Source organism: Flavobacterium proteolyticum (assembly GCF_015223105.1).
Taxonomy (GTDB): Bacteria; Bacteroidota; Bacteroidia; order Flavobacteriales; family Flavobacteriaceae; genus Flavobacterium; species Flavobacterium proteolyticum.
Map to the genome: position 1 here is coordinate 295924 of NZ_JADFTZ010000001.1, position 22309 is coordinate 318232.

Genomic DNA, 22309 nt, shown 5'->3' on the forward strand with positions numbered 1-22309 from the left:
GATGAAAATGTTAGTTTTGTAACTTATGCGTCAAAAAATTAATAAATTAGCGCTCCCAAACTATTGAAATGAAAAACAAAATTTCTAATTTATTAATTTTTATTCTACTATTTAGTGTAAAAAATTTCGCTCAAGGAGGTGCATCCTCTTGTGCTCAATTAGCAGCAAATCCTGGCGCATATCAATCTTGCGCAACTAGCATCCCATTTAGTAGTTCTGTGGGAGGAAATGGAGAAAGTTTTAACTCAACTTGTATTCCTTCTCAGTATGTTGGTCCAACTTGGTTTTTTATTGAAATCGATTCTCCAGGAAATGTAGTGCTACAAATTAGTCAACAAAATTTAGCCGGTAACGGAACTGATGTTGATTTTGTTTTATGGGGGCCTTTTTCAAACTTAAATAACATATGTAATCAACTAAATACTGCCAATGAAGTTGATTGTAGTTACTTGCCCGATACGGTTGAAATAGTTAACATTCCAAATAGTAATGCTGGTGATTTATATGTAATTGTAATTGACAATTATTCTGGACAAGCAGGAAATATTACGGTATCTCAAACAGGAGGGACTGGAAGTACAAATTGTGATTTCTTATCTTCTGTAAGTTTAAACAATACTGATGGTTCACTATTAACTAATTTAGATTATTGCAAACCAGACACTAAAGAAATTGTAGCAACGATAGATATTTCAGATTTTCCAGGAATCCCTAGTAATTTGAGATTCAATTATACTTGGTTCAAAGATGGCATACAAGTTAATGCAATTTCTAATTCAATATCTTCTACCAACAGTTTAATTGTTTCTGAAAGTGGACTTTATAAAGTAGTTACAACGGCATATGACATTACCGTAAATCCAGCAGGAAGTTTAACTGGTTTAAGGATTAGTGAAGCTGAAGCTAATTTAAAATTTCACATAAAACCTGATGTTAGTATATCGAATTCTAATACTGTTTGTTTAAATACGAACCCAATATTATCGTCAAACATTCTTAATAACGTAGATTTAAATTCTACTATTGATGTATTAAGTTATCAATGGTATCATAATAACAATATAGTTGTTGGTGCTACGTCAACCACGTTTACTCCAACTTTACCTGGAGATTATTTTATAAAAGTTACCAATTTACCTTGTTCGGAAACAGATTCAAATGTTATCAGAATTATTGCTAATCCTAACGTTCAAATTTCATCTAATGCTACCATTTGTGAAAATGATTCTTATACAATTACTTCTACAAACACAAATGGAAGCATAAATAGTTCTTTAACCTATCAATGGTTTAAAGATGGTAGTGCTATAGCTGGAGCAAACACTTCGACTTATACGGTAACTAAATTTAATCAGGCGCTAAATACAACTTCACAATACTATTTAGAAACCACAGAACAAGGAACTTGTACAAATACCTCAAATTCAGTTGCAATTACCATAAATGCTTTACCTGTAATCAATACCGTTTCAACAACTTTGGAACAATGTGATTATATCAATAATACTCTTGATGGAATTGCAGAAACCAACTTACTTCAGCTTTACAATTATTTTACCAATAACACAGCTGGATTAACTTTATATTTTTATTCAGATTCCGGATTAACTCAATTAATTAATAATCCTACAAATTATATCAATGTTGGTTCTCCTTTTTTACAAATCATTTATGTAAAAGCAGTTAATGAAAATGTAGTACCAAATTGTACCTCTATAAACTCTGGAAGTTTTGTGCTACAAATTAATCCAACCAGTGTTGCTAACTATCCAAATATTCCGGCAGTATGCCCTGAAATTAATCAAAATTATGGGTTTATAAATTTTGATGCTCAACGTATTTTAATTAAAAACACCTATTTTCCAAGCTCTGATGTATCTATTTCATTTCATTTGAACACATCAGATGCATCAACTGGTTTAAATGGTCAAAATAACACAAGTCAAATACCTGTTGGAACATCAACTATTTACACCCGAGTAATTTCGAATGCTACACAAAGCTGTGAAGGTATTGGCACTTTTCAAGTAGTTGTTACTCAAGCTCCTTTACAAAATATAATAAACAACGAGTCCGTTTGTCTATTAGACTCGTTTTTATTGAATACTAAAGACATAGAAGCATTAGTTGGACAAAATTCTAGTGTAATTGTTTCTTATTTTAACACCTTTGATAATGCAAAAGACAATGTTTTAGTAATTAATAAAAATATTCCGCTTCCATTAACTTTAGGAACACGAACTATTTTTGCTCGTTTATTTGATACATTAACTGGATGTTTTTCAATCGTAAATTTTAACATCACTGTTTTCCCAAATCCAATTATAACGCAACCATCTCCAATGCGTCATTGTGGTGATGTTACTGCAATTTTTGATTTAAATAGTAGGATATCTCAAATTAGAAATGGAAACACTAATTATCAAGTCACTTTCTACGCAAATAATGCAGATTTATTAGCAAATAATCCTATATCTACGCCTGACAATTATACAAGCGCGTCTACAACAATAATTTGTAAAGTAGTTGATCCTACAAACAATTCATGTGAATCATTAACTACTTTGAATCTTGTAGTCATGGCGAATCCAGGAAGCAATACTAATCCAACTCAACTAGAGTTATGTAATGACTCAGGTTTTGAGTATTTCGATTTAACTTCTAGGGAAATTCAAATGGCTGGCTCAACTCCAATTAATACAATAGAATTTAGATATTATAAAGAGTTAGCTGATGCATTAGCGAATTCGAATGCTAACAATCGTATTTTTTCACCTAACAATTTCTTAAATACAACTATAAATTTTCAAAAAATATATGTTCGTTTAAACAGTAGAACCAATATTGATAGCGAAACAGGATTAGCTTGTTATAAAATATTAGAATTAGATCTTTATGTGAGACCATTTCCTGAAAATAAACTTTCAAAGAAACCTTATATTATTTGTATAGATCAATTAAACTCCATTACTTATCCAGTAGAAATCAAAACATTATTAAACTCAACGGATTATACTTTTCAATGGTTTACAAACCATGACGCTTTAATTGGCAATGAAATTGTAGGAGAAACAAATACTTCATTTACAACATCAACTGTTGGACAATATTCAGTAGTGGTAACCAATATTTCTAATGCTGCCAATTGTTCCTCTATATTTAATTTTAGTACTGAAAATTCTATTATTCCAAATAGCTTAACTATTACACCAAATGAATTGATTGCCTTTGGAACTGACAATACTGTTACCGCAATAGTTACTCCAATTTCTAATGACTACTTATATTCTATAAATGGCTCGTCTTTTCAAGCTAGTAATGTATTTACAAACATACCAGGTGGAGATTATACGTTAACAGTAATTAATAAATTTGGATGTGGAGAAGTTAGTGCTCAATTTACAGTTGTAGATTTCCTAAACTACTTCACTCCAAATGGAGATGGATACAACGACACTTGGAATATTAAGGGAAGTAATGCTTTAGATGCTGCTATAATTAGAATTTTTGATCGATACGGTAAATTAATTGCAGAAATTGATCCAAATGGTGAAGGCTGGAATGGAACTTTAAACGGCAAGCCACTTCCTTCAACTGATTATTGGTTTACAATAGAATACACAAACAATAATATTACGAAAGAATTTAAAGGACATTTTAGTTTAATTCGATAATATAAAATAAAGGAAATAAAAAAAGCCTTCGCGATGCGAAGGCTTTTTGCGTTTTATATCCAAAAAGTATATTAATAACGACCTCTTGAGTTGTTATCTCTATTATTAGAATAACCACCTCTACTTCCACCAGCATTACGATCGAAGCTTCTTCTTTCGCCTTCTGGTTTTGGTTCAGATTTGTTAACAACGATTTTTCTACCTTCGATAGTTCCACCGTTTAATTCGTCGATTGCTTTTTGAGCTTCAGCATCATTAGCCATTTCAACAAATCCAAATCCTTTACTTCTTCCGGTAAATTTATCAGAGATAATTTTAACTGATTCTACAGCTCCATACTCTTCAAAATAACCTCTTAAATCTGCTTCCTCTACACTGAAAGGAAGACTTCCTACAAAAATATTCATCTATGAAAAATTTAATTCCTTACAAAGGTAGGCTATTTAATGTTGTCAAAAGGTTAAAGTTTGATTTATTTTCAAAAACAACCCATTTTAGCTAAAAAATTCAAAATCAAAAGGTTAGTTTTTTGAAAAAAATTTAATAAAAAAAGACAACCTTACGATTGTCTTTCTATTACTAACTCAACTTTTTATTATTTATGGCCACCTGTCATATCGTAATAAGCACGTTCTATTGCTTCTTGATGATTAGGATGTGCAATTTTTACTAACTCTGCAACTCTTTGTTTTAATGTTTTTCCGTATAAATCAGCAATACCATTTTCAGTAATGATATAATGTGCGTGAGCTCTTGTTGTTACTACTCCAGCACCTTGTTTTAAATAGGGCACAATTCTACTTTCTCCTCTTTTGGTAATTGAAGGTAGAGCAATAATCGCTTTTCCTCCTTCACTTAATGATGCTCCACGAATAAAATCCATCTGACCTCCAACTCCAGAATACATAGTGCTTCCGATAGAATCCGCACAAACTTGACCAGTTAAATCTACTTCGATAGCTGAATTAATCGCTACCATTTTAGGGTTTCTACGAATTCTAGCGGTATCATTCACCATTGAAGATTCTTTCATTTCGATAAACGGATTATCATCCACAAAATCATACAAACGTTTTGATCCCATTAAAAAAGTAGCTAGAGCTCTTCCACGTAAAGTTCCTTTGTAGTTACAATTGATAACGTCGTTTTCTATTAAATCTATAACACCATCTGAAAACATTTCGGTGTGTAATCCTAAATCTTTGTGATTGGTTAATTTACTTAAAGCCGCGTTTGGAATAGAACCAATTCCCATTTGAAGCGTACTTTTGTCCTCAATTAATGAAGCAACATACGTTCCGATTTTTTCTTCTTCGGCTGTAAATGGCGTTACATCATGTGCAAAAATTGGTAAATTAACATCTACTAAATAATCAATTTCTGAAACGTGTAAAATTCCATCACCAAAAGTTCTTGGCATTTGCGGATTAACCTGAGCTATTACAATTTTAGCATTTTCAATTGCCGCTACCGAAGCTTCAACCGAAACCCCTAACGAACAATATCCATGACTATCTGGAGGTGAAACGTGAATGAATGCTACATCTAATTTCACCACATTTTTTCTAAACAATAATGGTAATTCACTCAAAAAAACAGGTGTATATGAACCATTTCCTGCTTTTAAAGTATGACGCACATTGGCTCCAATAAAAAAGGAATTCACATGAAAACTTTCAGCTAATTCTGGATTTGCATAAGGTGCATCTCCTTCTGTGTGCAAATGACATAGTTCTACATTTCTAAGCTCTGATGCTCTATCTGTTAATGCTTTTGTTAAGATTGTCGGTGTAGCAGCAGCAGCCTGAACGTAGACCCTATCACCACTTTTTACTACTTGTACAGCTTCCGCCGCAGTTACATATTTTCCCATACCTAATGAAATTTATACTGCAAAATTATGCTCTAATTTAGGGATAAAATATGACAATTCTCATATTTAGTTAGCCGTTTTGGGTTAAAGCAATCGGAGCATCAAATTAAAATTGAATTATGAATTTGTACTTATAATTGAACTTGAATTCGTACTTTTGCCTCGAAATTTCACATTATGATTGTAATTAAAACTTTAGAAGAAATTGAATTAATGCGTGAAAGCGCTTTGATTGTTTCTAAAACATTAGGAATGATTGCGAAGGAAATTAAACCTGGCGTAACTACTTTATATTTAGACAAATTGGCAGAAGATTTTCTTCGTTCGCACGGAGCGGAGCCTGCATTTTTAGGTATGTATGGTTTTCCAAATTCACTTTGCATGAGTCCAAACACACAAGTAGTACATGGTATTCCAAATAATGTTCCGTTACAAGATGGCGATATTATTTCGGTAGATTGTGGTGCTTTTAAAAATGGTTTTTATGGTGATCATGCTTACACTTTTGAAGTAGGTGAAGTAGCTCCAGAAACAAAAAAGCTTTTACAAGTTACTAAGGAATCGCTTTACGTTGGAATTCGTGAAACTAAAGTTGGGAATCGTGTGGAAGATATCGGATATGCAATTCAGCAATATTGCGAAAGTCATGGTTATGGAGTAGTTCGTGAATTATGCGGACACGGTTTAGGTAGAAAAATGCACGAAGATCCAGAAGTTCCAAATTACGGGAAACGTGGTCGCGGAAAAAAATTAGTCAACGGAATGGTCATTGCTATCGAACCGATGATTAACATGGGTACCAAAAACATCAAACAACATAAAGACGGTTGGACAATTACTACTGCCGACGGAAAACCAAGCGCTCATTTTGAACACGATGTAGCTATTGTTGACGGAAAACCTGAGTTATTATCTACTTTTGCCTATATCTATGAAGCTTTAGGAATTGTGAGTAATGAAGAGGATGGCTTAAGACAAAAACCCTTAGTGCTGTAATGAAAAAATTATTCAAGCTTATATTAAACACCATTCCTCGTCCGATATTGATTCGTTTGAGCATTGTCGTACGTCCTATTTTGGCTTTTTTATTGAAAGGAAGTCGTTTTACCGATCCTATTGATGGAAAAAGCTTTCGTATGTTTTTACCTTATGGATATGGAACACAACGAAACAACGTGTTGTCACCAAGCACACTTTCTTTAGAAAGACATCGTTTGTTATGGCTATATTTGCAAAACGAAACGGATTTTTTTAAAGCTCCAAAAAAAGTATTACACTTTGCACCTGAGCAAGAGTTTTACAAGCGTTTTAAAAAACAATCGAATTTAGATTACACTACTACCGATTTATTTTCGCCTTTGGCTGATGTAAAAGCGGATATTTGTAATTTGCCTTTTGAAGATAATTCTTATGATATGATTTTATGTAATCATGTTTTGGAACACATTCCGGATGATACTAAAGCTATGCAAGAATTATATCGCGTTTTAAAACCAGGTGGAATGGGAATCTTTCAAATTCCACAAGATTTATCTCGTGAAGTTACTTTTTCTGATGATTCAATTACCGATGAAAAAGAACGCGCAAAAATCTTTGGGCAATATGACCACGTAAGAGTTTATGGAAGAGATTACTTTGACAAACTAAGAAGCATTGGTTTTAAGGTTGACGAAGTTGATTATACCAAAACCATCGCTCCTGAATTAGTAGAAAAATATTGTTTAGCAAAAGGAGAAATTATTCCAGTTTGTTATAAATAAAAAAATCCCGCAATCATTACAATTGCGGGATTTTGAATTTAATAAAAACCTATTTATTCTTCTGGCATTAACATACCAATTACTTTATCTTTAGCTAAATATTTCTTAGCGACATCTTGAAGTTCTTTAACGGTTAAAGCATTCAATTTAGCTTCAAAATCAAATACTTCTTCTGGATTTACTCCATCTGTATATTGACGTTTTAAAACTGCCATCCAATAGCGATTATCTTTTAAACTTTCTTTGTATTCTAATCTTGATGCTTCTTTAAACTTATCCAAATCTTTTTGTTCTGGACCATTAGTAACCATTTTGTTTAATTCTCTTAAAGCAGATTCAGTAAGTTTTTCAGCATTTTCTGGACCACATGGGAAAGAAATTGAGAAATTATAACTTCCGTAAGGCACTTTATTCATACTTCCTCTTGCTCCTACTCCATACACACCACTTTCGTTTTCTCTTAATTCTTCAACTAATTTAATGGTTAATACTTCTCCTAATGCTTTGAAAGCAAATGCTTCTTTAGCATCGTATTTTGTATCACCATAAATCATGATGTTAACCGTACTTTTTGGATCTTTTCCTTTGTTTACAACTTTTTTGTGCGAACCTTTAAGCATTCTATAACCTAAATCTTTAGCACTTTCTTTCATATTTTTATCAGAAGGTAATGATGCGATATATTTTGCAGCAAAAGCTTCCAATTGCGCTTCATCAAAATTTCCAACAATATAGAAATTAAAATCAGCTGCATTTGCAAAACGCTCTTTGTATTTTTTATACGCTAATTCATAATCCGCTTTATCAAAATCTTCTTCTTTTGGAAACCCTTTATATCTTGGATTTTCTTTGTTCAAATAGGTATAAAATTCATTTGAAAAATAAGACGCTGGTTGCGACATCATGTTGGCCATGAACCCTTTTTGTTTGGTGATAAAACCACTGAATGCTTCTTTATCAAAATTCAAATCTGTAAAATAAGCATACGTCATTTGGAATAAATATTCTAAATCTTTTGGAGTAGAAGAACCGTTTAACCCTTCATAAATTCCACCAACATAAGGATTTACTCTTGCGATTTTTCCTGTCATGAATTTATTGATGTCATTTTTAGACATTCCGGAAAAACCTGCTTCAGACAAACCACCCATTGCCAATGAAACTTTTGCCATTTCATCATTTGAAAATAAATTTGAACCACCAAAACTGATTGCTTCAAACATTACTTGGTCGTTTTTAAAATCTGTCTTTTTGTAAACAACTGTTGCTCCGTTTGAAAGTTTTAAAGTAGTAGTTCCTAATTTAGCATTACTTTCTTTTGAAACTACGCTTCCTTCTTTAACCGGATTTCTCAATAAACTTTCCGAAACTTTTGTTTCCGTGTATGCGGTTAATTCATTTTTGTTTACTGTTAATGAATTTAAAACTTCTTGTTCTGTTGGTTTTACCAACCCCTCTTTTTCTGGACCAGTTAAAATCACTACTCTATTATCTTCTTTTAAATATTTAGCAATTAAACTATTTGTATCTTCAACAGAAATGGTTGGCAGCATCTTTTTAAAGATATCAAACGTCCATTCAATACTTGGGATTGGTTCTTTTTCTAAGAAATTTGCTTGATATTCTGATACAAAATTTTCAGATTCACTTTTCTCTCTTTCGTTATACTGTATTTCAATTTGAGATAAGAATTCAGCTTTTGCTCTATCTAATTCTCCTTGAGTAAACCCAAATTGTTTTACTCTTTCATTCTCTTTTACTAACACTTTTAAAGCCTCTAATTGTTTGTCCTGAGCTACCATTGCAAAAGATTGAAATGCTTCTTTAGTTCTTGCCCATGTACCACCATGATAGGTGTAGCCAAAGTTAAAAGGTGGATTTGGACTATTTTGTAACTCTTCTAATCTGTTATTTAACATTGTAGAAAAAAGTCCTTTGGCAAGATATTCTTTAAAATCACCAAGAGTTGTAACTTTCTTAGGCTCTGTATAATCTTTATACAATAATTGTACTTGAGCAAATGCTGCTTCTTTATCAGATTCTACAGCTACGAAAGTTTCTTTATGATTTGGAACATCATAAAATTTTCTTTCTTTTTGTTTCTTAGGATTTTTATATTTTCCAAAATGAGCGATAATTTTCTGCTCCATCTCAGCAACATCAATATCTCCAACAACAATTACTGCCATTAAATTTGGGCGATACCAATCTTTATAAAAACTCGTTAATTTATCATACGTGAAGTTTTCTAAAATTTCTTTTTGACCAATAGGAAGACGTTTTGCGTATAACGAATTGTACATCATTTTTGGCATAAATCGTCCCATCATTCTTTTATCGGCACCTAAACCTAAACGATATTCTTCTAAAACAACACCTCTTTCTTTATCGATTTCTTCTGGTGTTAAAGTAGTATTGAACGCCCAATCTTCAATTATTTGAAACCCTTTTTCTACTTTTTCTTTATCATCTGAAGGAATTGGTAAAAAGTAAACCGTTTCATCAAAACTCGTGTAAGCATTTAAGTGTTGGCCGAATTTAACTCCGATACTTTGAAGGTAATTTACCAATTCATTTTTAGGAAATCGTTTTGTTCCATTGAAACACATGTGCTCCATAAAGTGAGCTAAACCTTGCTGTTCATCCGTTTCTTGAATGGAACCTGCATTAACAACTAGGCGCAAATCAACCTTATCTTCTGGTTTTGCATTTTTACGGATATAATACGTTAATCCGTTTGAAAGCTTTCCGATTTTTACATTAGGGTCCGTCGGAATAGGATCTTCAAGCTTGAAATCCTGCGCAAAAAGAAACGCTGGAGATAAAAGCAATAAAGAAATGGAAAAGTGAAATTTCTTCATAAAATTTGATTTTGTTTGGATAAAATTATCTTTATAACTACAAAATCAAAAGTTTATTATGCAAGTTTTAACAATTATTTTCTTATTTAGAATTAGTCTATAATCAAAGAATTAAAGTTTTCGGTAGTAAATTGCTGCATTTTATTGTCAGAATCCGAGTAAAGAAGCATTACATACAATTCTGGATGCTTTTGTAAAAATACCTTACTTTCTTCTAAACTCATTAACATAAAAGCTGTAGCATAACCATCAGATAAACCAGATGACTTTGATAAAACAGTTGCACTTAATACATTATTTTTTTGAGCCAATCCCGTTTTTGGGTTAATGATGTGAACAAACTTCTTACCTGTTTTTTCATCAATCATTACTTTTCTATAATTCCCTGAAGTTGCCATTCCCAAGTTTTCTAAATTAACTTTGGCAATTAACGTGCGTTCTTCTGGTTTTTGTAATGGATCGTCGATTCCTACTACCCAATTTTTATTGTCGATTGTATTTTTCCCTAGAGCGAATAATTCACCGCCAATTTCTACAATCGCATTTTCAATTCCTTTCGATTTTAAATAATTCACTACAACATCAACGGAATAACCTTGTGCAATTGCATTAAAATCGATGAAAGTTTGGTTGTACTTTTTTGATATGGTTTTATTTGCGTTTAATGCAATCTTATTAAAACCTACAAATTGCAACAAACTATCGATTTGTTTTAGAGCTAAATCTTGGTGCTTTTTATTTGGTCCGAAACCGTATGCATTCACTAAAACACCAATTGTTGGATCGAACAAACCATTCGTTTCTTTATAAATTTGGTTGGAAAGTTGGAATGTTTCTGTAAAAAAATCATCTACAACAACTGTTGAATCGCCGGCATTAATTTTAGAAATTTTAGAATCTGGTCGGTAGGTTGAAAGTGATAAATCAAAAGCAGTTAACAACGAATCGATTTGATTTTTTGTCACTTTTTCTTCTGATGCAATATATTTTATAGAATAGGTACTTCCTTGTGCTTCGCCTTGAATGGTATAAAAATCTGTAGTTTTATCACATGAAATAAACAGAATAGCTAAAACTAAAAAACTACAAAATCTCTTTAATTCCTTCATAATTTAAAATATAATCTTGATTTTTTAAAATCGGTTTTTCAAAATCTTCTGCGTTGGCAAAACCAACTCCAGCATACAATACTTTAGCTTTTTTCTCTTTGGCATGACTGATGAAGGTTTCCATGAAAACAACATCATATTCAGAAGGATTATCAGGATACGTAACGGCTTGAACCATTACAAAATGCAAGGTATTCGTAGGTTTATCTACACAAACAAATTGCGGATGTTTTTTCAACTGGCTGTTAATGGCAATGAACTCAAATCCTTGTTTTTCGAGTTCTTTTCCCACGTGATTCATGGCCAAATGATGTAAGTCTTGTAGTGATAATGCTTCCATGATGCAAAGGTAGTTATTCTATTTGAAAGCATAAAAAAACCGACTCATTTCTGAATCGGTTTTGATATATAAAATTTGGATTAACCTCCGAAGTCGTCGAAACGAACATTTTCTTTTGGCACACCCCAATCTTCACACATTTTTACAACTGCGTTATTCATCATTGGTGGTCCACAGAAATAAAATTCGATATCTTCTGGTGAATCGTGTAATTTCAAGTGGTTATCGATAACTACGTTATGGATAAATCCTACGAAACCATCACCTTCTCCATTGGGTCCATCTTTTACTTTCCAGTTATCTTCTGGTAAAGGTTCAGATAACGCAATATGGAATTTGAAGTTAGGGAAATCTTTCTCTAAAGCTCTAAAGTGATCTACATAGAACAACTCACGCTTAGAACGACCTCCGTACCAATATGTAACTTTTCTTCCTGTTTTAACGGTACGGAATAAGTGGTACAAGTGCGAACGCATTGGCGCCATACCAGCTCCACCACCTACATACAACATTTCTGCATCAGATTCGTTGATGAAGAATTCACCGTAAGGTCCTGAAACGGTTACAGTATCTCCTGCTTTTCTTGAGAAAACGTATGAAGAAGCAATACCTGGATTTACTTTCATCCAATCATTTGTAGCTCTATCAAATGGAGGTGTTGCAATACGAACGTTCAACATAATTTTTCTTCCTTCTGCAGGGTAAGAAGCCATAGAGTAAGCTCTTTCAACCAATTCGTTATTTTTCATAACTAATGGCCATAATTTGAACTTATCCCACTCGATTTTGAATTTTTCAGGTTCACCAGGGTGTTCCACTGGGTGAGCTGTGATATCAATATCTGTAAATTTCACTTCACAAGCTGGGATTTCAATTTGGATATAACCTCCAGCTTCGTAGTGCATATCTTCTGGTAACTCAACGATAAATTCTTTAATGAAAGAAGCTACGTTATAGTTAGAATATACTTTTGCTTCGAATTTTTTGATACCAAAAATTTCTTCTGGAACTTCGATTACCATGTCTTGTTTTACTTTAACTTGACATCCTAGTCTCCATCCTTCTGCTAATTCTTTACGAGTAAAGTTTGGTATTTCTGTTGGTAAAGGTTCTCCTCCACCATCTAATACTTTACATTTACATTGCAAACAAGAACCTCCACCACCACAAGCTGATGGTAAGAAGATTTTATTATTACCTAAAGTAGTTAAAAGTGTACTACCTCCACCTACTTCGATTTCGTTTTCACCGTTAATTTTAATCTTTACAGCACCTGAGTTTACTAATTTAGATTTTGCATATAATAGCATAAACACCATTAGTAAAATAAGCCCTAAGAAAGCTAAAATTGAATATGTAATTAATTCTGTTATACTAAACATGAGTTCAATTTTTAATGTTATACTATTATTTAACTACTTGAGTTGAATCTACTTTTACAGAATCTACAGCTACTTGAACTGAATCAACTACAGGAGTTTCAACAACAGCTGGAGCTGGAGTTTCTACTTTTGCTTCAGGTTTTTTGTTTAACGCATTAAGGTCAATTCCACCAAAACTCATAAATCCAATTGCCATTAAACCTGTTAAGATAAAAGTAATACCTAAACCTCTTAAAGGAGCTAATACGTTAGAATATTCCATTTTTTCACGGATAGCAGCCATTGCTACAATAGCAATTGTCCAACCAAATCCAGATGCAAATCCAAAAGTTACTACGTGACCTAATGAAGAATATACACCACCATCAACTCTTTGTTGCATGAATAATGAACCTCCTAAGATAGCACAGTTTACTGCAATAAGTGGTAAGAAAATACCCAATGAGTTATATAATGAAGGTGAAAATTTTTCCACAATCATTTCTACTAACTGTACCATTGTTGCTACAGAGGCAATGAATAAAATGAAAGTTAAAAAGCTTAAATCTAATTCAGCTAACGATGGATCTAACCAAGCTAATGCACCAGCACCTAAAACATAGTGATAAATTAAATAGTTTAATGGAACCGTAATTACTTGTACAAAGGTTACAGCAATTCCAAGACCTATAGCTGTTGATACTTTCTTAGAAACAGCCAAAAATGAACACATTCCTAAGAAGTATGCAAAAATCATGTTATCAATGAAAACTGATTTTAAAAATATATTGATATATTCAAACATAGCTATTATTTTTTCTCGATTAATTTCTTGTTAATACTTCTCTGTACCCAAATTACAATACCTACCATAACTAAGGCCATAGGAGCTAATAACATGAATCCGTTGTTAACATATCCTGTAGCATATAATCCTGTTTTTTCAACAGAATTTCCAAAAATTTCGATTCCGAATAATTTTCCTGAACCAAATAATTCTCTAAAAAATGCTACTATCATTAAAATGATTCCATATCCTAAACCATTTCCTAAACCATCTAAGAATGACGGCCATGGTTTGTTACCTAAAGCAAAAGCTTCAAAACGTCCCATTAAGATACAGTTGGTAATAATTAATCCTACGAATACTGATAATTGTTTGCTGATATCATACGCATACGCTTTCAAAATTTGGTCAACCAAAATTACTAAAGCAGCTGCTACAACTAACTGAACAATGATACGAATTCTACTTGGAATTAAGTTTCTTAATAATGATATAATTACGTTACCAAAAGCTACTACCGCAGTTACTGAAAGTGCCATTACAAAGGCATTTTTCATTTGAACTGTTACCGCTAAAGCTGAACAAATACCTAATACCTGAACCGTTACTGGGTTATCGTCATTAAATGGATTCGTAATTAATTTAATATTACTTTTTGAAAATAATCCTTCTTTGTTGTTTTCTGCCATGACGATTATTTTTTATTAGATTTTAAATATTTTTCATATGGTTTTAAACCTCTAACTAACATTTCGGTTACACCATTACCCGTTAAAGTAGCACCAGAAATTGCATCAACTTCACCATCAGCTTTGTTGTCTTTTCCTGAATAACCTTTAACTACTTTTAAACCTTGTAAATTTCCGTTTGCGTCAAAAACACTCTCTCCAATAAAACTTTTTTGGAAATAATCTTGTGTAATTTCACCACCTAAACCAGGTGTTTCACCTTTGTGGTCAAATACGATACCGTCAACTTTCAAGTTCTCATCTATAGAAACATAACCCCAGATAGCATCCCATAATCCCATTCCTCTTACTGGAATAACATAGAATTTTTTACCATCTTTTTCAGCATTGAAAATTGGAAATTTTCCTTTTTCTTTTGCGATATCAACTGTAAAAGCTTCTTTACTGATTTCTGTTCCGTTCTCGTCAAAAACTACTTCACTAATGATGTGTTTTTTGTATGCTTCTTCAGAAGCATCTCTATCTACAGCTACTCCAAACGATTTTAGAATGTACTGCATTTTTTCTTTCTTAATGTTTGCCTCTTGATCTGGCTTAAGTGCAGTTGCAGCAAATGCTAAAGCAGAAGCTACTAACACCACCATTACAGTCGCAAACAAAAATGTATATCCGTTACTTTCTCTATTCATGACTATGCAGATTTTAATTGTTTAGACTTAGCCAATCTTTTCTTTCTCTTAGCAATGTTTCCATTAACTACGAAATAATCGATAGTTGGCGCTAAAGTGTTCATTAATAAGATAGCCAACATTACTCCTTCTGGATACGCTGGGTTGAAAACTCTAATTAAAATACTAAAGAATCCTATTAATAAACCGTAGATGATTTTTCCTTTATCGGTTTGAGCCGCAGAAACAGGATCAGTTGCCATGAATACAATACCAAAAGCAAAACCTCCAACTACTAGATGATTCATCCAATCAAAATTCATTAAAGCCGTTAAACCAACAGCATTGAACATCAAAGCAGTTAAAGCCGCTCCAATAACTCCAGAAACCATAATTTTCCAACTACCAACTCCTGTTGCAATTAAAATAAATGCACCAATTAAAATAGCTAAAGTTGAAGTTTCACCAATAGAACCTGGAATAAATCCTAAGAACATATCCATAGTTGAATAGGCTACTTCTTTTCCTTGTGCTAATGAACCTAAAATAGTTTCACCTGATACACCATCGATAGTAGTAGCATCGCTAACCCAAATTTTATCTCCCGACATGAATGTAGGATAAGCAAAGAATGCAAAAGCTCTCGCTAATAAAGCAGGATTGAAAATATTCATACCTGTTCCTCCAAAAGCTTCTTTACCAATTACAACTGCAAAAGCAACTGAAATAGCTAACATCCATAAAGGTAAATCAACTGGCATAACCATTGGAATTAACAAACCAGATACTAAATATCCTTCGTTAACTTCGTGACCTCTAAAAATTGCGAAAGCAAATTCGATACCTAATCCTACTGCATACGACACAATAATCATTGGTAATACTTTCCATAATCCGTGGAAAAATAAATTTCCAAATGACATGTCAGAACCTTCAATCTGAATGAAGTGTTGGTAACCTGCATTGTAAATTCCGAATATTAAAGCTGGAATTAAAGCTAAAACCACAGTAATCATGGTTCTCTTTAAATCTACAGCATCTCTAATATGAGCTCCGTGCTTTGTAGTATGATTAGGCACATATAAAAATGTGTCTAATGCATTGATAGCAGGTGCGAATTTTTCAAATTTTTGCCCTTTCTCAAAAGGCTTTTTAATTTGGTCTATTTTATCTCTTAAAAACTTCATAGCTATTATCCTACTTCTTTAATCATTAAATCAAGAGCCTCACGAATGATTTGTTGCGCTTCTAATTTAGATGTGTTAGTATAATCAATTAAAGCAAAATCTTCTGGAGCTACTTCGTAAATTCCTAAGCTTTCCATTTTATCGATATCGCTAGCCAAACAAGCTTTTAACAATTGCATTGGAAAAATATCCATCGGCATTACTGCTTCCATTTCTCCTGTTACAACTAAAGCTCTTTCTTCACCATTTAAATTGGTGTTAGGCGCATATTTTTTACCTGGCATTAACCATGATAATCCTGTTCTTGACGCACTGTGAACACTTGGCGATGCAAATGGCATCCATCCAAACATTCTGTAAACATTTCCTTCAGGAATAACAGTTACCGTATTGCTACAGAAACCTAAATTTCCATCCATTTTCACTTTTGTTCCAGTTAAAACATCTCCAGAAATAACTCTCACGTTATCTCCTTCAATTTTACCAGCAACTAAGTCTGCAACTGCAGCACCAGAAATTACATTATAATATTGAGCCTCTTTAACTTCAGAACCCGCCAAAGCCACAGTTCTTGTAGCATTGAATTTTCCAGTTAAAAACAATTCACCAATAATAGCAACATCTTGTGGCGTTACTGTCCAAACTCTCTCACCAGCATTAATTGGCGAAATTTTTGCAATTTGAACCCCAACATTTCCAGCAGGGTGCGGACCGTAAACTTGGTGCATTGAAACTCCTTTAACATCTTTAAAAATAGAATTTCCTTTACCTTTTACAGATAAATGAACTTTTCCTGATGTTAATTTTGCTAAAGCATCGATACCAACTTGAAATGCTTCTAATTTGTTTTCTAAAACAAACTCAACATCTGCAGCTAATGGAGCAGTTGCATAAGCTGAAATAAAAATAGCTTTAGGTGTATCAGCTGAATTAGCAATCACATCATATGGACGTTGATTAATAAATGGCCAACATCCTGAAGCTAACAAATGTGCTTTTACTTCTTCTGTTGATAAATCATTAGGATTTTTCTTGCTATGCTCAACGAAAACATCTTGAGAATCTGCAGCAATAAGAATCTCTAAAATGACTCTTTTTTCACCACGTTTGATTTCTTGAATTTTTCCGCTTACAGGGGCAACGAATTTAACTTTCTCATCTGATTTAGAAAAGAAAATTACTTCTCCCGCTTTAACGTTATCTCCTTCTTTTACTACCATCTTTGGAGTTACTCCATGGAAGTCAGAAGGTTTAACAGCATAGACTTTCGAGCGAGTTACTTGAGCTACTTTGTGAGCCGCTTCACCCTTCAACTTAAGGTCTAAACCTTTTTTAATTCGAATGTCTTTTGACATATTTTTGAAGATATGATTGTTAAAAAATTTACTATAAAACGTGCAAATTTAATCAAATACATAACACCTTACCAAAAATAAAGAAGGAGATTGGCTTTATTTATAACTATTCTAAATTAGAAATTGCTAATAAATTTAAAGGAATTACGTTTGTTCTTAAAGATTTACTATTTTTACGTTTTTATAGCTGTAAAATGAATAAAATTGCAACTCTATTCTTCATATTTATACCGTGTTTTATTTTCTCACAAGCAGGAATTGAACAAGATCCATCATTCAATATTAAAACCATTTCATTTCGGGTTAATGGCAATAATGTGATTCCTTTTTTTAAACTTGGCGAAACTTTTGAATTAAGTTTTGACGATTTATACGGAGACGAAGCCGATTATTACTACACCATCACTCAGTACAATTACGATTGGTCTGCACCATCTGATTTAGGAAAAGTAGAATATCTAAATGGCATGGACAATCAGCGCATTATTACTTATGAAAATTCATTTAACACTTTACAACTCTACTCACATTACAGACAAGTTTTTCCAAATAGATTTAATCAAATTACTAAAAGTGGTAATTATTTAATTTCTGTTTTAAACGACGAAAATGAAATCGTTTTTTCTCGTAGAATAATAATTTATGAAGAACAAGTATCTGTTGGCCTTTCAATAAGAAGAGCACGAGATTTTGAAAGTATAAATCAAAAGCAAAATATTGAAATGTCAATAAATTATGGCGACAGAATTCTACAAAACCCCATTCAAAACGTAAAAGTTACACTTTTTCAAAACGGAAATTGGAAAACGAGTATTTCTAATATAAAACCTCAATACACACTTGGTTCTGAATTAATTTACAGATACAATAAAGAAACACAATTTTGGGGTGGAAACGAATGCTATAGCATTGATAACAAAATCATAAGAGCAACTAATAATACCGTTGCAAAAGTTACTTCTGGCGAAAACATCTACAACACTCATTTATATACAAATACTCCAAGAAAAAACCAACCTTACACTTATTTTCCTGATATCAATGGCAACTTTTTTATCCAGAATGTTAACTCAACAAATTCTCAAATAGAATCTGATTATTCTTGGGTATATTTTACCTTAGATGCGCCAGAATTTTTAGAGGAAAACATTTATGTTTCCGGAATGTTTAATAATTACTCATTAACTGATGATTATAAAATGGATCTGAATAAAAAAACCGGGCTTTACGAAAAAGCTCTTTTAATAAAACAAGGTTTTACCAACTATCAATATATTCTTACCGATAAAAAAGGAGTAATTGATTTTAAAAATGCAATTGATGGCAATTTCTTTCAAACGGAAAATAACTATACTGCAATTGTATATTATAGAGGAAATAACGACAGATACGATAGAGTAATTGGAATAGCAAACACGAATAGCGAAGTTATCCGCAATTAATAATGAACAGAAAAGATAAAAAATATAGAGGCACTCAATGCATCAATTGTGAAACTAAATTAGATGTTAGCGAAAAATATTGTCACGCTTGCGGTCAATTGAATTCAACAAAAAAACTTACCATAAGAGATTTTATAGAGGAGTTTTTCGCAAATTTTTATGCGTATGATTCTAGATTGCGAAACACTTTCTTTTCTTTATTTTTAAAACCTGGTATTGCAGCAAGAGAATTTTGCGAAGGAAAAAGACACCATCATGCCAATCCATTCCGTTTGTTTTTAAGTATTTCTATAATACTTTTTATAGTAATGGATATTGGAACAAGATTCAACAATAAAAGTGCAGAAGAAAAACCGGAGACAGAATTAATCACAAGCGATAGCACAAAAATAGATTACAATAAAATCTACGATACTGGCGTAATTGAAGTAGATAAAAAAACAGGCAAGGAATTTCATAGAGATTCTATTTATAAAGCAAAAGAACTTAATAACCCTGAAAACTTAGATCACTTAACACTTCGTATCACCTCATTTAGAAACTACAACTTAAAAAATCCTCAAGAAACTCCAGCGGTTGCATTAAAAAAACTAGGATACGAAAACAACAAAATCAACCGATATATCTATGAAAAAGCGCAAAATTTAAAGTCAAATGATGTGCTTAGAGAAATTAGCGATTACATTTTAGGTAAATTACCATTCTTAATTTTTTTATCGATTCCTTTTATAGCAATTATTTTTTGGATTACCTTTTATGATAAAAATTTCAACTATACAGATCATTTAGTATTCTCCTACAACTTTTATTCATTTATGTTTATTTGTTTAATACTTTTTGAATTTATAGGATTTATTTCTGAAGATTTATCTCTATTTTTAGTTGGTACTAGTTTTTTCATTTTATTCCCCCTTTACCTTTATAAATCTTTAAGAAATTTTTATCAAAACAGTCGTTGGAAAACAATTTTTAAATTCATACTTTTGAACATATTATTCATACCTATTTCATTATTAGCTGTTTTCGTATTAATGGCAGTGTCAATAATCTTATTTTAATTTATGGTAAGTCAAATTACAAGAGGCATAAAAATTTCAGTTTTAACTAGTTTTGAAGGAACCTACTTCAAGAACTATAAGATACATTTTGCCTTTACTTATCATGTTACTATTGAAAACCAAAGTAAAGATTCGGTACAATTAACTACACGTCATTGGGAAATTTACGACGCATTAAACAATGTTGAAGTGGTAGATGGCGAAGGCGTAATTGGAAAAAAACCAGTTATTAAACCTGGCGAAAGCTACACCTATTCATCTGGATGCTTACTTTCTTCACCAATTGGAGCAATGAAAGGTTATTTCAACATGGTAAACTTTACCTCAACAAGAAGTTTTAGAGTTTCAATCCCAACTTTTAAACTTAGCGCTCCTTTTGCCATTAACTAATAAGCGAACAAATTAGCTTCGTAACATTTGTTATCGATAATTCAAAATATACTTTGTATTTTTGTAATCGTTTACGATTATTTCGTAAATCTGAGTACAAATTTGTCTAATCTCAAAATACAACACCATGTTAAAAGGATTTTTTAATGTCCCAAAAGCGGTAAACGAACCCGTAAAATCGTACGCTCCAGGTTCTCCTGAAAGAGCAAAAGTTGCAGAAACATACAAAGCCATGTGGAATGCTCAAGTAGAAGTTCCATTATATATAGGTAGCGAAGAAATCAAAACAGGCGACACAAAAAAAATGTCGGCTCCACACGACCACCAACATGTTGTAGGTGTTTATCACCAAGCAGACAGAACCTTAGTAGAAAAAGCTATTACCGAAGCATTAGAAGCTCGTAAAAAATGGGCAGCAATGGCTTGGGAAAACAGAGCTGGAATTTTCTTAAAAGCCGCTGAATTATTAGCAGGTCCATACCGTGCTAAAATCAATGCAGCGACTATGATTGCGCAATCAAAAACAATTCACCAAGCAGAAATCGATTCCGCTTGTGAGTTGATTGACTTCTTACGTTATAACGTAGAATTCATGACAAAAATTTATGCAGATCAACCGGCTTCAACTTCTGATATGTGGAATCGTGTTGAATACAGACCATTAGAAGGTTTCGTATATGCAATTACACCTTTTAACTTTACCGCTATTGCTGGGAACTTACCTTCAAGTGCTGCTTTAATGGGGAATGTTGTAGTTTGGAAACCAGCGGCAACACAAGTATATTCTGCTAATGTGATTATGCAAGTTTTCAAAGAAGCAGGTTTACCAGACGGTGTTATCAATATGGTAATGGGTGATTCTGGAATGGTTTCTGACGTAGTTTTATCAAGCCCACATTTAGCTGGAGTTCACTTTACAGGTTCGACTGGTGTTTTCAATGACATTTGGAAAACTATCGGAAACAACATTGCAACTTACAAAACCTATCCAAGAATCGTTGGAGAAACTGGTGGAAAAGATTTTATCATTGCACATCCATCAGCTAATGCAAAACAAGTAGCAACCGGAATTACTCGTGGTGCTTTTGAATTCCAAGGACAAAAATGTAGTGCGGCTTCTCGTGTTTACATTCCACAAAGTTTATGGCCGGCGGTTAAATCTAATTTAGAAGCAGATTTAGCTTCAATGAAAATGGGTTCTCCAGAAGATATGAGTAATTTCATTACAGCAGTTATTTCAGAAGCTTCATTTGATAAATTAGCACGTTATATTGACCAAGCTAAAAACGATAGCGATGCAGAAGTTATCATGGGAGGAAATTACGATAAATCAAAAGGGTATTTCATTGAACCAACAGTTATCTTAACTACAAATCCAAAATATACTACTATGGAAACCGAATTATTCGGACCGGTAGTTACGATTTATATTTATGAAGATGCAAAATGGTCTGAAACATTGAAATTAGTTGACGAAACTTCAGAATACGCATTAACTGGTGCGGTATTTAGCCAATGTCGTTATGCAGTGGAAGAAGCAACCGTTGCTTTACAAAATGCAGCAGGAAACTTCTACATCAACGATAAACCAACAGGTGCTGTTGTAGGAATGCAACCATTTGGAGGAGCTAGAGGTTCAGGAACTAACGATAAAGCAGGTTCAGCACAAAACTTATTGCGTTGGGCTTCTGTTAGAACAATTAAAGAAACTTTCGTAACACCAGAAGATTATAAATATCCGTTTTTAGGATAATC

18 protein-coding genes are annotated in these 22309 nt (G+C 32.7%); 7 read left to right on the plus strand and 11 right to left on the minus strand.

The window, feature by feature from the left end:
• The first annotated feature begins 68 nt into the window (after positions 1-68).
• Positions 69-3674 carry a T9SS type B sorting domain-containing protein gene (locus IM755_RS01255; protein WP_194093258.1) on the plus strand — a complete coding sequence of 1202 codons (3606 nt, stop codon included), beginning with the start codon at positions 69-71 and terminating at the stop codon, positions 3672-3674.
• A gap of 71 nt (positions 3675-3745) precedes the next feature.
• On the opposite strand, the gene IM755_RS01260 is transcribed toward IM755_RS01255, so the two are convergent.
• Both IM755_RS01260 and IM755_RS01265 read right to left on the minus strand, forming a co-directional pair.
• Positions 3746-4081, minus strand: coding sequence for an RNA recognition motif domain-containing protein (locus IM755_RS01260; protein ID WP_026724257.1), 336 nt, complete (start codon positions 4079-4081; stop codon positions 3746-3748).
• A 188-nt stretch (positions 4082-4269) separates the two neighbouring features.
• Positions 4270-5547 (minus strand): acetyl-CoA hydrolase/transferase family protein, encoded by a 1278-nt coding sequence (locus tag IM755_RS01265; RefSeq protein WP_194093259.1) that lies wholly within the window; start codon positions 5545-5547, stop codon positions 4270-4272.
• 177 nt (positions 5548-5724) lie between these two features.
• Between IM755_RS01265 and map the strand changes: the two genes are divergently transcribed.
• The gene (gene map, locus IM755_RS01270) at positions 5725-6543 is read left to right on the plus strand and encodes a type I methionyl aminopeptidase (RefSeq protein WP_194093260.1); all 819 of its coding nucleotides are present in this window, start codon (positions 5725-5727) and stop codon (positions 6541-6543) included.
• Entirely contained in the window at positions 6543-7307 is a 765-nt protein-coding gene (locus IM755_RS01275) for a class I SAM-dependent methyltransferase (protein ID WP_194093261.1), read from the plus strand. The genes map and IM755_RS01275 overlap by 1 nt, the downstream gene beginning before the upstream one ends.
• Positions 7308-7360: 53 nt before the next feature.
• Here IM755_RS01275 and IM755_RS01280 read toward each other — a convergent pair whose 3' ends face one another.
• The 9 genes from IM755_RS01280 to IM755_RS01320 all read right to left on the minus strand — a co-directional run bounded on the left by IM755_RS01280 (position 7361) and on the right by IM755_RS01320 (position 17664).
• Entirely contained in the window at positions 7361-10168 is a 2808-nt protein-coding gene (locus tag IM755_RS01280) for a M16 family metallopeptidase (RefSeq protein ID WP_194093262.1), read from the minus strand.
• Positions 10169-10260: 92 nt separating this feature from the next.
• A complete protein-coding gene (locus tag IM755_RS01285; protein WP_194093263.1) occupies positions 10261-11277 on the minus strand; it encodes an FAD:protein FMN transferase in 1017 nt (338 codons plus the stop codon).
• Positions 11252-11617 carry a Na(+)-translocating NADH-quinone reductase subunit F gene (locus IM755_RS01290; RefSeq protein ID WP_228063873.1) on the minus strand — a complete coding sequence of 122 codons (366 nt, stop codon included), beginning with the start codon at positions 11615-11617 and terminating at the stop codon, positions 11252-11254. The genes IM755_RS01285 and IM755_RS01290 overlap by 26 nt, the downstream gene beginning before the upstream one ends.
• Before the next feature lie 80 nt (positions 11618-11697).
• Positions 11698-12999: an NADH:ubiquinone reductase (Na(+)-transporting) subunit F gene (nqrF, locus tag IM755_RS01295; RefSeq protein WP_194093264.1), complete on the minus strand. Its 1302-nt coding sequence runs from the start codon at positions 12997-12999 to the stop codon at positions 11698-11700.
• Between the two features lie 25 nt (positions 13000-13024).
• Positions 13025-13783, minus strand: a complete 759-nt coding sequence (gene nqrE / locus IM755_RS01300; protein WP_194093265.1) for an NADH:ubiquinone reductase (Na(+)-transporting) subunit E — start codon at positions 13781-13783, stop codon at positions 13025-13027.
• 5 nt (positions 13784-13788) lie between these two features.
• Positions 13789-14454: an NADH:ubiquinone reductase (Na(+)-transporting) subunit D gene (locus IM755_RS01305; RefSeq protein ID WP_026724267.1), complete on the minus strand. Its 666-nt coding sequence runs from the start codon at positions 14452-14454 to the stop codon at positions 13789-13791.
• A 5-nt stretch (positions 14455-14459) separates the two neighbouring features.
• Positions 14460-15143 carry an NADH:ubiquinone reductase (Na(+)-transporting) subunit C gene (gene nqrC / locus IM755_RS01310; protein WP_026724268.1) on the minus strand — a complete coding sequence of 228 codons (684 nt, stop codon included), beginning with the start codon at positions 15141-15143 and terminating at the stop codon, positions 14460-14462.
• Positions 15144-15145: 2 nt separating this feature from the next.
• Positions 15146-16309: an NADH:ubiquinone reductase (Na(+)-transporting) subunit B gene (locus IM755_RS01315; protein WP_194093266.1), complete on the minus strand. Its 1164-nt coding sequence runs from the start codon at positions 16307-16309 to the stop codon at positions 15146-15148.
• 5 nt (positions 16310-16314) lie between these two features.
• On the minus strand, positions 16315-17664 hold the full coding sequence (locus tag IM755_RS01320; protein ID WP_194093267.1) for a Na(+)-translocating NADH-quinone reductase subunit A: 1350 nt from the start codon (positions 17662-17664) through the stop codon (positions 16315-16317).
• 194 nt (positions 17665-17858) lie between these two features.
• On the opposite strand from IM755_RS01320, the gene IM755_RS01325 reads away from it, so the two are divergent.
• From IM755_RS01325 to pruA, 4 genes are all read left to right on the plus strand, one after another.
• Positions 17859-19106, plus strand: coding sequence for a type IX secretion system plug protein (locus IM755_RS01325; RefSeq protein ID WP_194093268.1), 1248 nt, complete (start codon positions 17859-17861; stop codon positions 19104-19106).
• A 2-nt stretch (positions 19107-19108) separates the two neighbouring features.
• Positions 19109-20164 carry a DUF3667 domain-containing protein gene (locus IM755_RS01330; RefSeq protein ID WP_194093269.1) on the plus strand — a complete coding sequence of 352 codons (1056 nt, stop codon included), beginning with the start codon at positions 19109-19111 and terminating at the stop codon, positions 20162-20164.
• Positions 20165-20167: 3 nt separating this feature from the next.
• Entirely contained in the window at positions 20168-20554 is a 387-nt protein-coding gene (gene apaG / locus IM755_RS01335; protein WP_026724273.1) for a Co2+/Mg2+ efflux protein ApaG, read from the plus strand.
• A 127-nt stretch (positions 20555-20681) separates the two neighbouring features.
• The gene (gene pruA / locus IM755_RS01340) at positions 20682-22307 is read left to right on the plus strand and encodes an L-glutamate gamma-semialdehyde dehydrogenase (protein WP_194093270.1); all 1626 of its coding nucleotides are present in this window, start codon (positions 20682-20684) and stop codon (positions 22305-22307) included.
• Positions 22308-22309 lie beyond the last annotated feature (2 nt).

Excerpts from the sequence above, each read along its gene's own strand:
- IM755_RS01255 (WP_194093258.1), top strand. The coding sequence starts at position 69 with ATGAAAAACAAAATTTCTAATTTATTAATTTTTATTCTACTATTTAGT.
- IM755_RS01260 (WP_026724257.1), bottom strand. The coding sequence starts at position 4,081 with ATGAATATTTTTGTAGGAAGTCTTCCTTTCAGTGTAGAGGAAGCAGAT.
- IM755_RS01265 (WP_194093259.1), bottom strand. The coding sequence starts at position 5,547 with ATGGGAAAATATGTAACTGCGGCGGAAGCTGTACAAGTAGTAAAAAGT.
- map (WP_194093260.1), top strand. The coding sequence starts at position 5,725 with ATGATTGTAATTAAAACTTTAGAAGAAATTGAATTAATGCGTGAAAGC.
- IM755_RS01275 (WP_194093261.1), top strand. The coding sequence starts at position 6,543 with ATGAAAAAATTATTCAAGCTTATATTAAACACCATTCCTCGTCCGATA.
- IM755_RS01280 (WP_194093262.1), bottom strand. The coding sequence starts at position 10,168 with ATGAAGAAATTTCACTTTTCCATTTCTTTATTGCTTTTATCTCCAGCG.
- IM755_RS01285 (WP_194093263.1), bottom strand. The coding sequence starts at position 11,277 with ATGAAGGAATTAAAGAGATTTTGTAGTTTTTTAGTTTTAGCTATTCTG.
- IM755_RS01290 (WP_228063873.1), bottom strand. The coding sequence starts at position 11,617 with ATGGAAGCATTATCACTACAAGACTTACATCATTTGGCCATGAATCAC.
- nqrF (WP_194093264.1), bottom strand. The coding sequence starts at position 12,999 with ATGTTTAGTATAACAGAATTAATTACATATTCAATTTTAGCTTTCTTA.
- nqrE (WP_194093265.1), bottom strand. The coding sequence starts at position 13,783 with ATGTTTGAATATATCAATATATTTTTAAAATCAGTTTTCATTGATAAC.
- IM755_RS01305 (WP_026724267.1), bottom strand. The coding sequence starts at position 14,454 with ATGGCAGAAAACAACAAAGAAGGATTATTTTCAAAAAGTAATATTAAA.
- nqrC (WP_026724268.1), bottom strand. The coding sequence starts at position 15,143 with ATGAATAGAGAAAGTAACGGATATACATTTTTGTTTGCGACTGTAATG.
- IM755_RS01315 (WP_194093266.1), bottom strand. The coding sequence starts at position 16,309 with ATGAAGTTTTTAAGAGATAAAATAGACCAAATTAAAAAGCCTTTTGAG.
- IM755_RS01320 (WP_194093267.1), bottom strand. The coding sequence starts at position 17,664 with ATGTCAAAAGACATTCGAATTAAAAAAGGTTTAGACCTTAAGTTGAAG.
- IM755_RS01325 (WP_194093268.1), top strand. The coding sequence starts at position 17,859 with ATGAATAAAATTGCAACTCTATTCTTCATATTTATACCGTGTTTTATT.
- IM755_RS01330 (WP_194093269.1), top strand. The coding sequence starts at position 19,109 with ATGAACAGAAAAGATAAAAAATATAGAGGCACTCAATGCATCAATTGT.
- apaG (WP_026724273.1), top strand. The coding sequence starts at position 20,168 with ATGGTAAGTCAAATTACAAGAGGCATAAAAATTTCAGTTTTAACTAGT.
- pruA (WP_194093270.1), top strand. The coding sequence starts at position 20,682 with ATGTTAAAAGGATTTTTTAATGTCCCAAAAGCGGTAAACGAACCCGTA.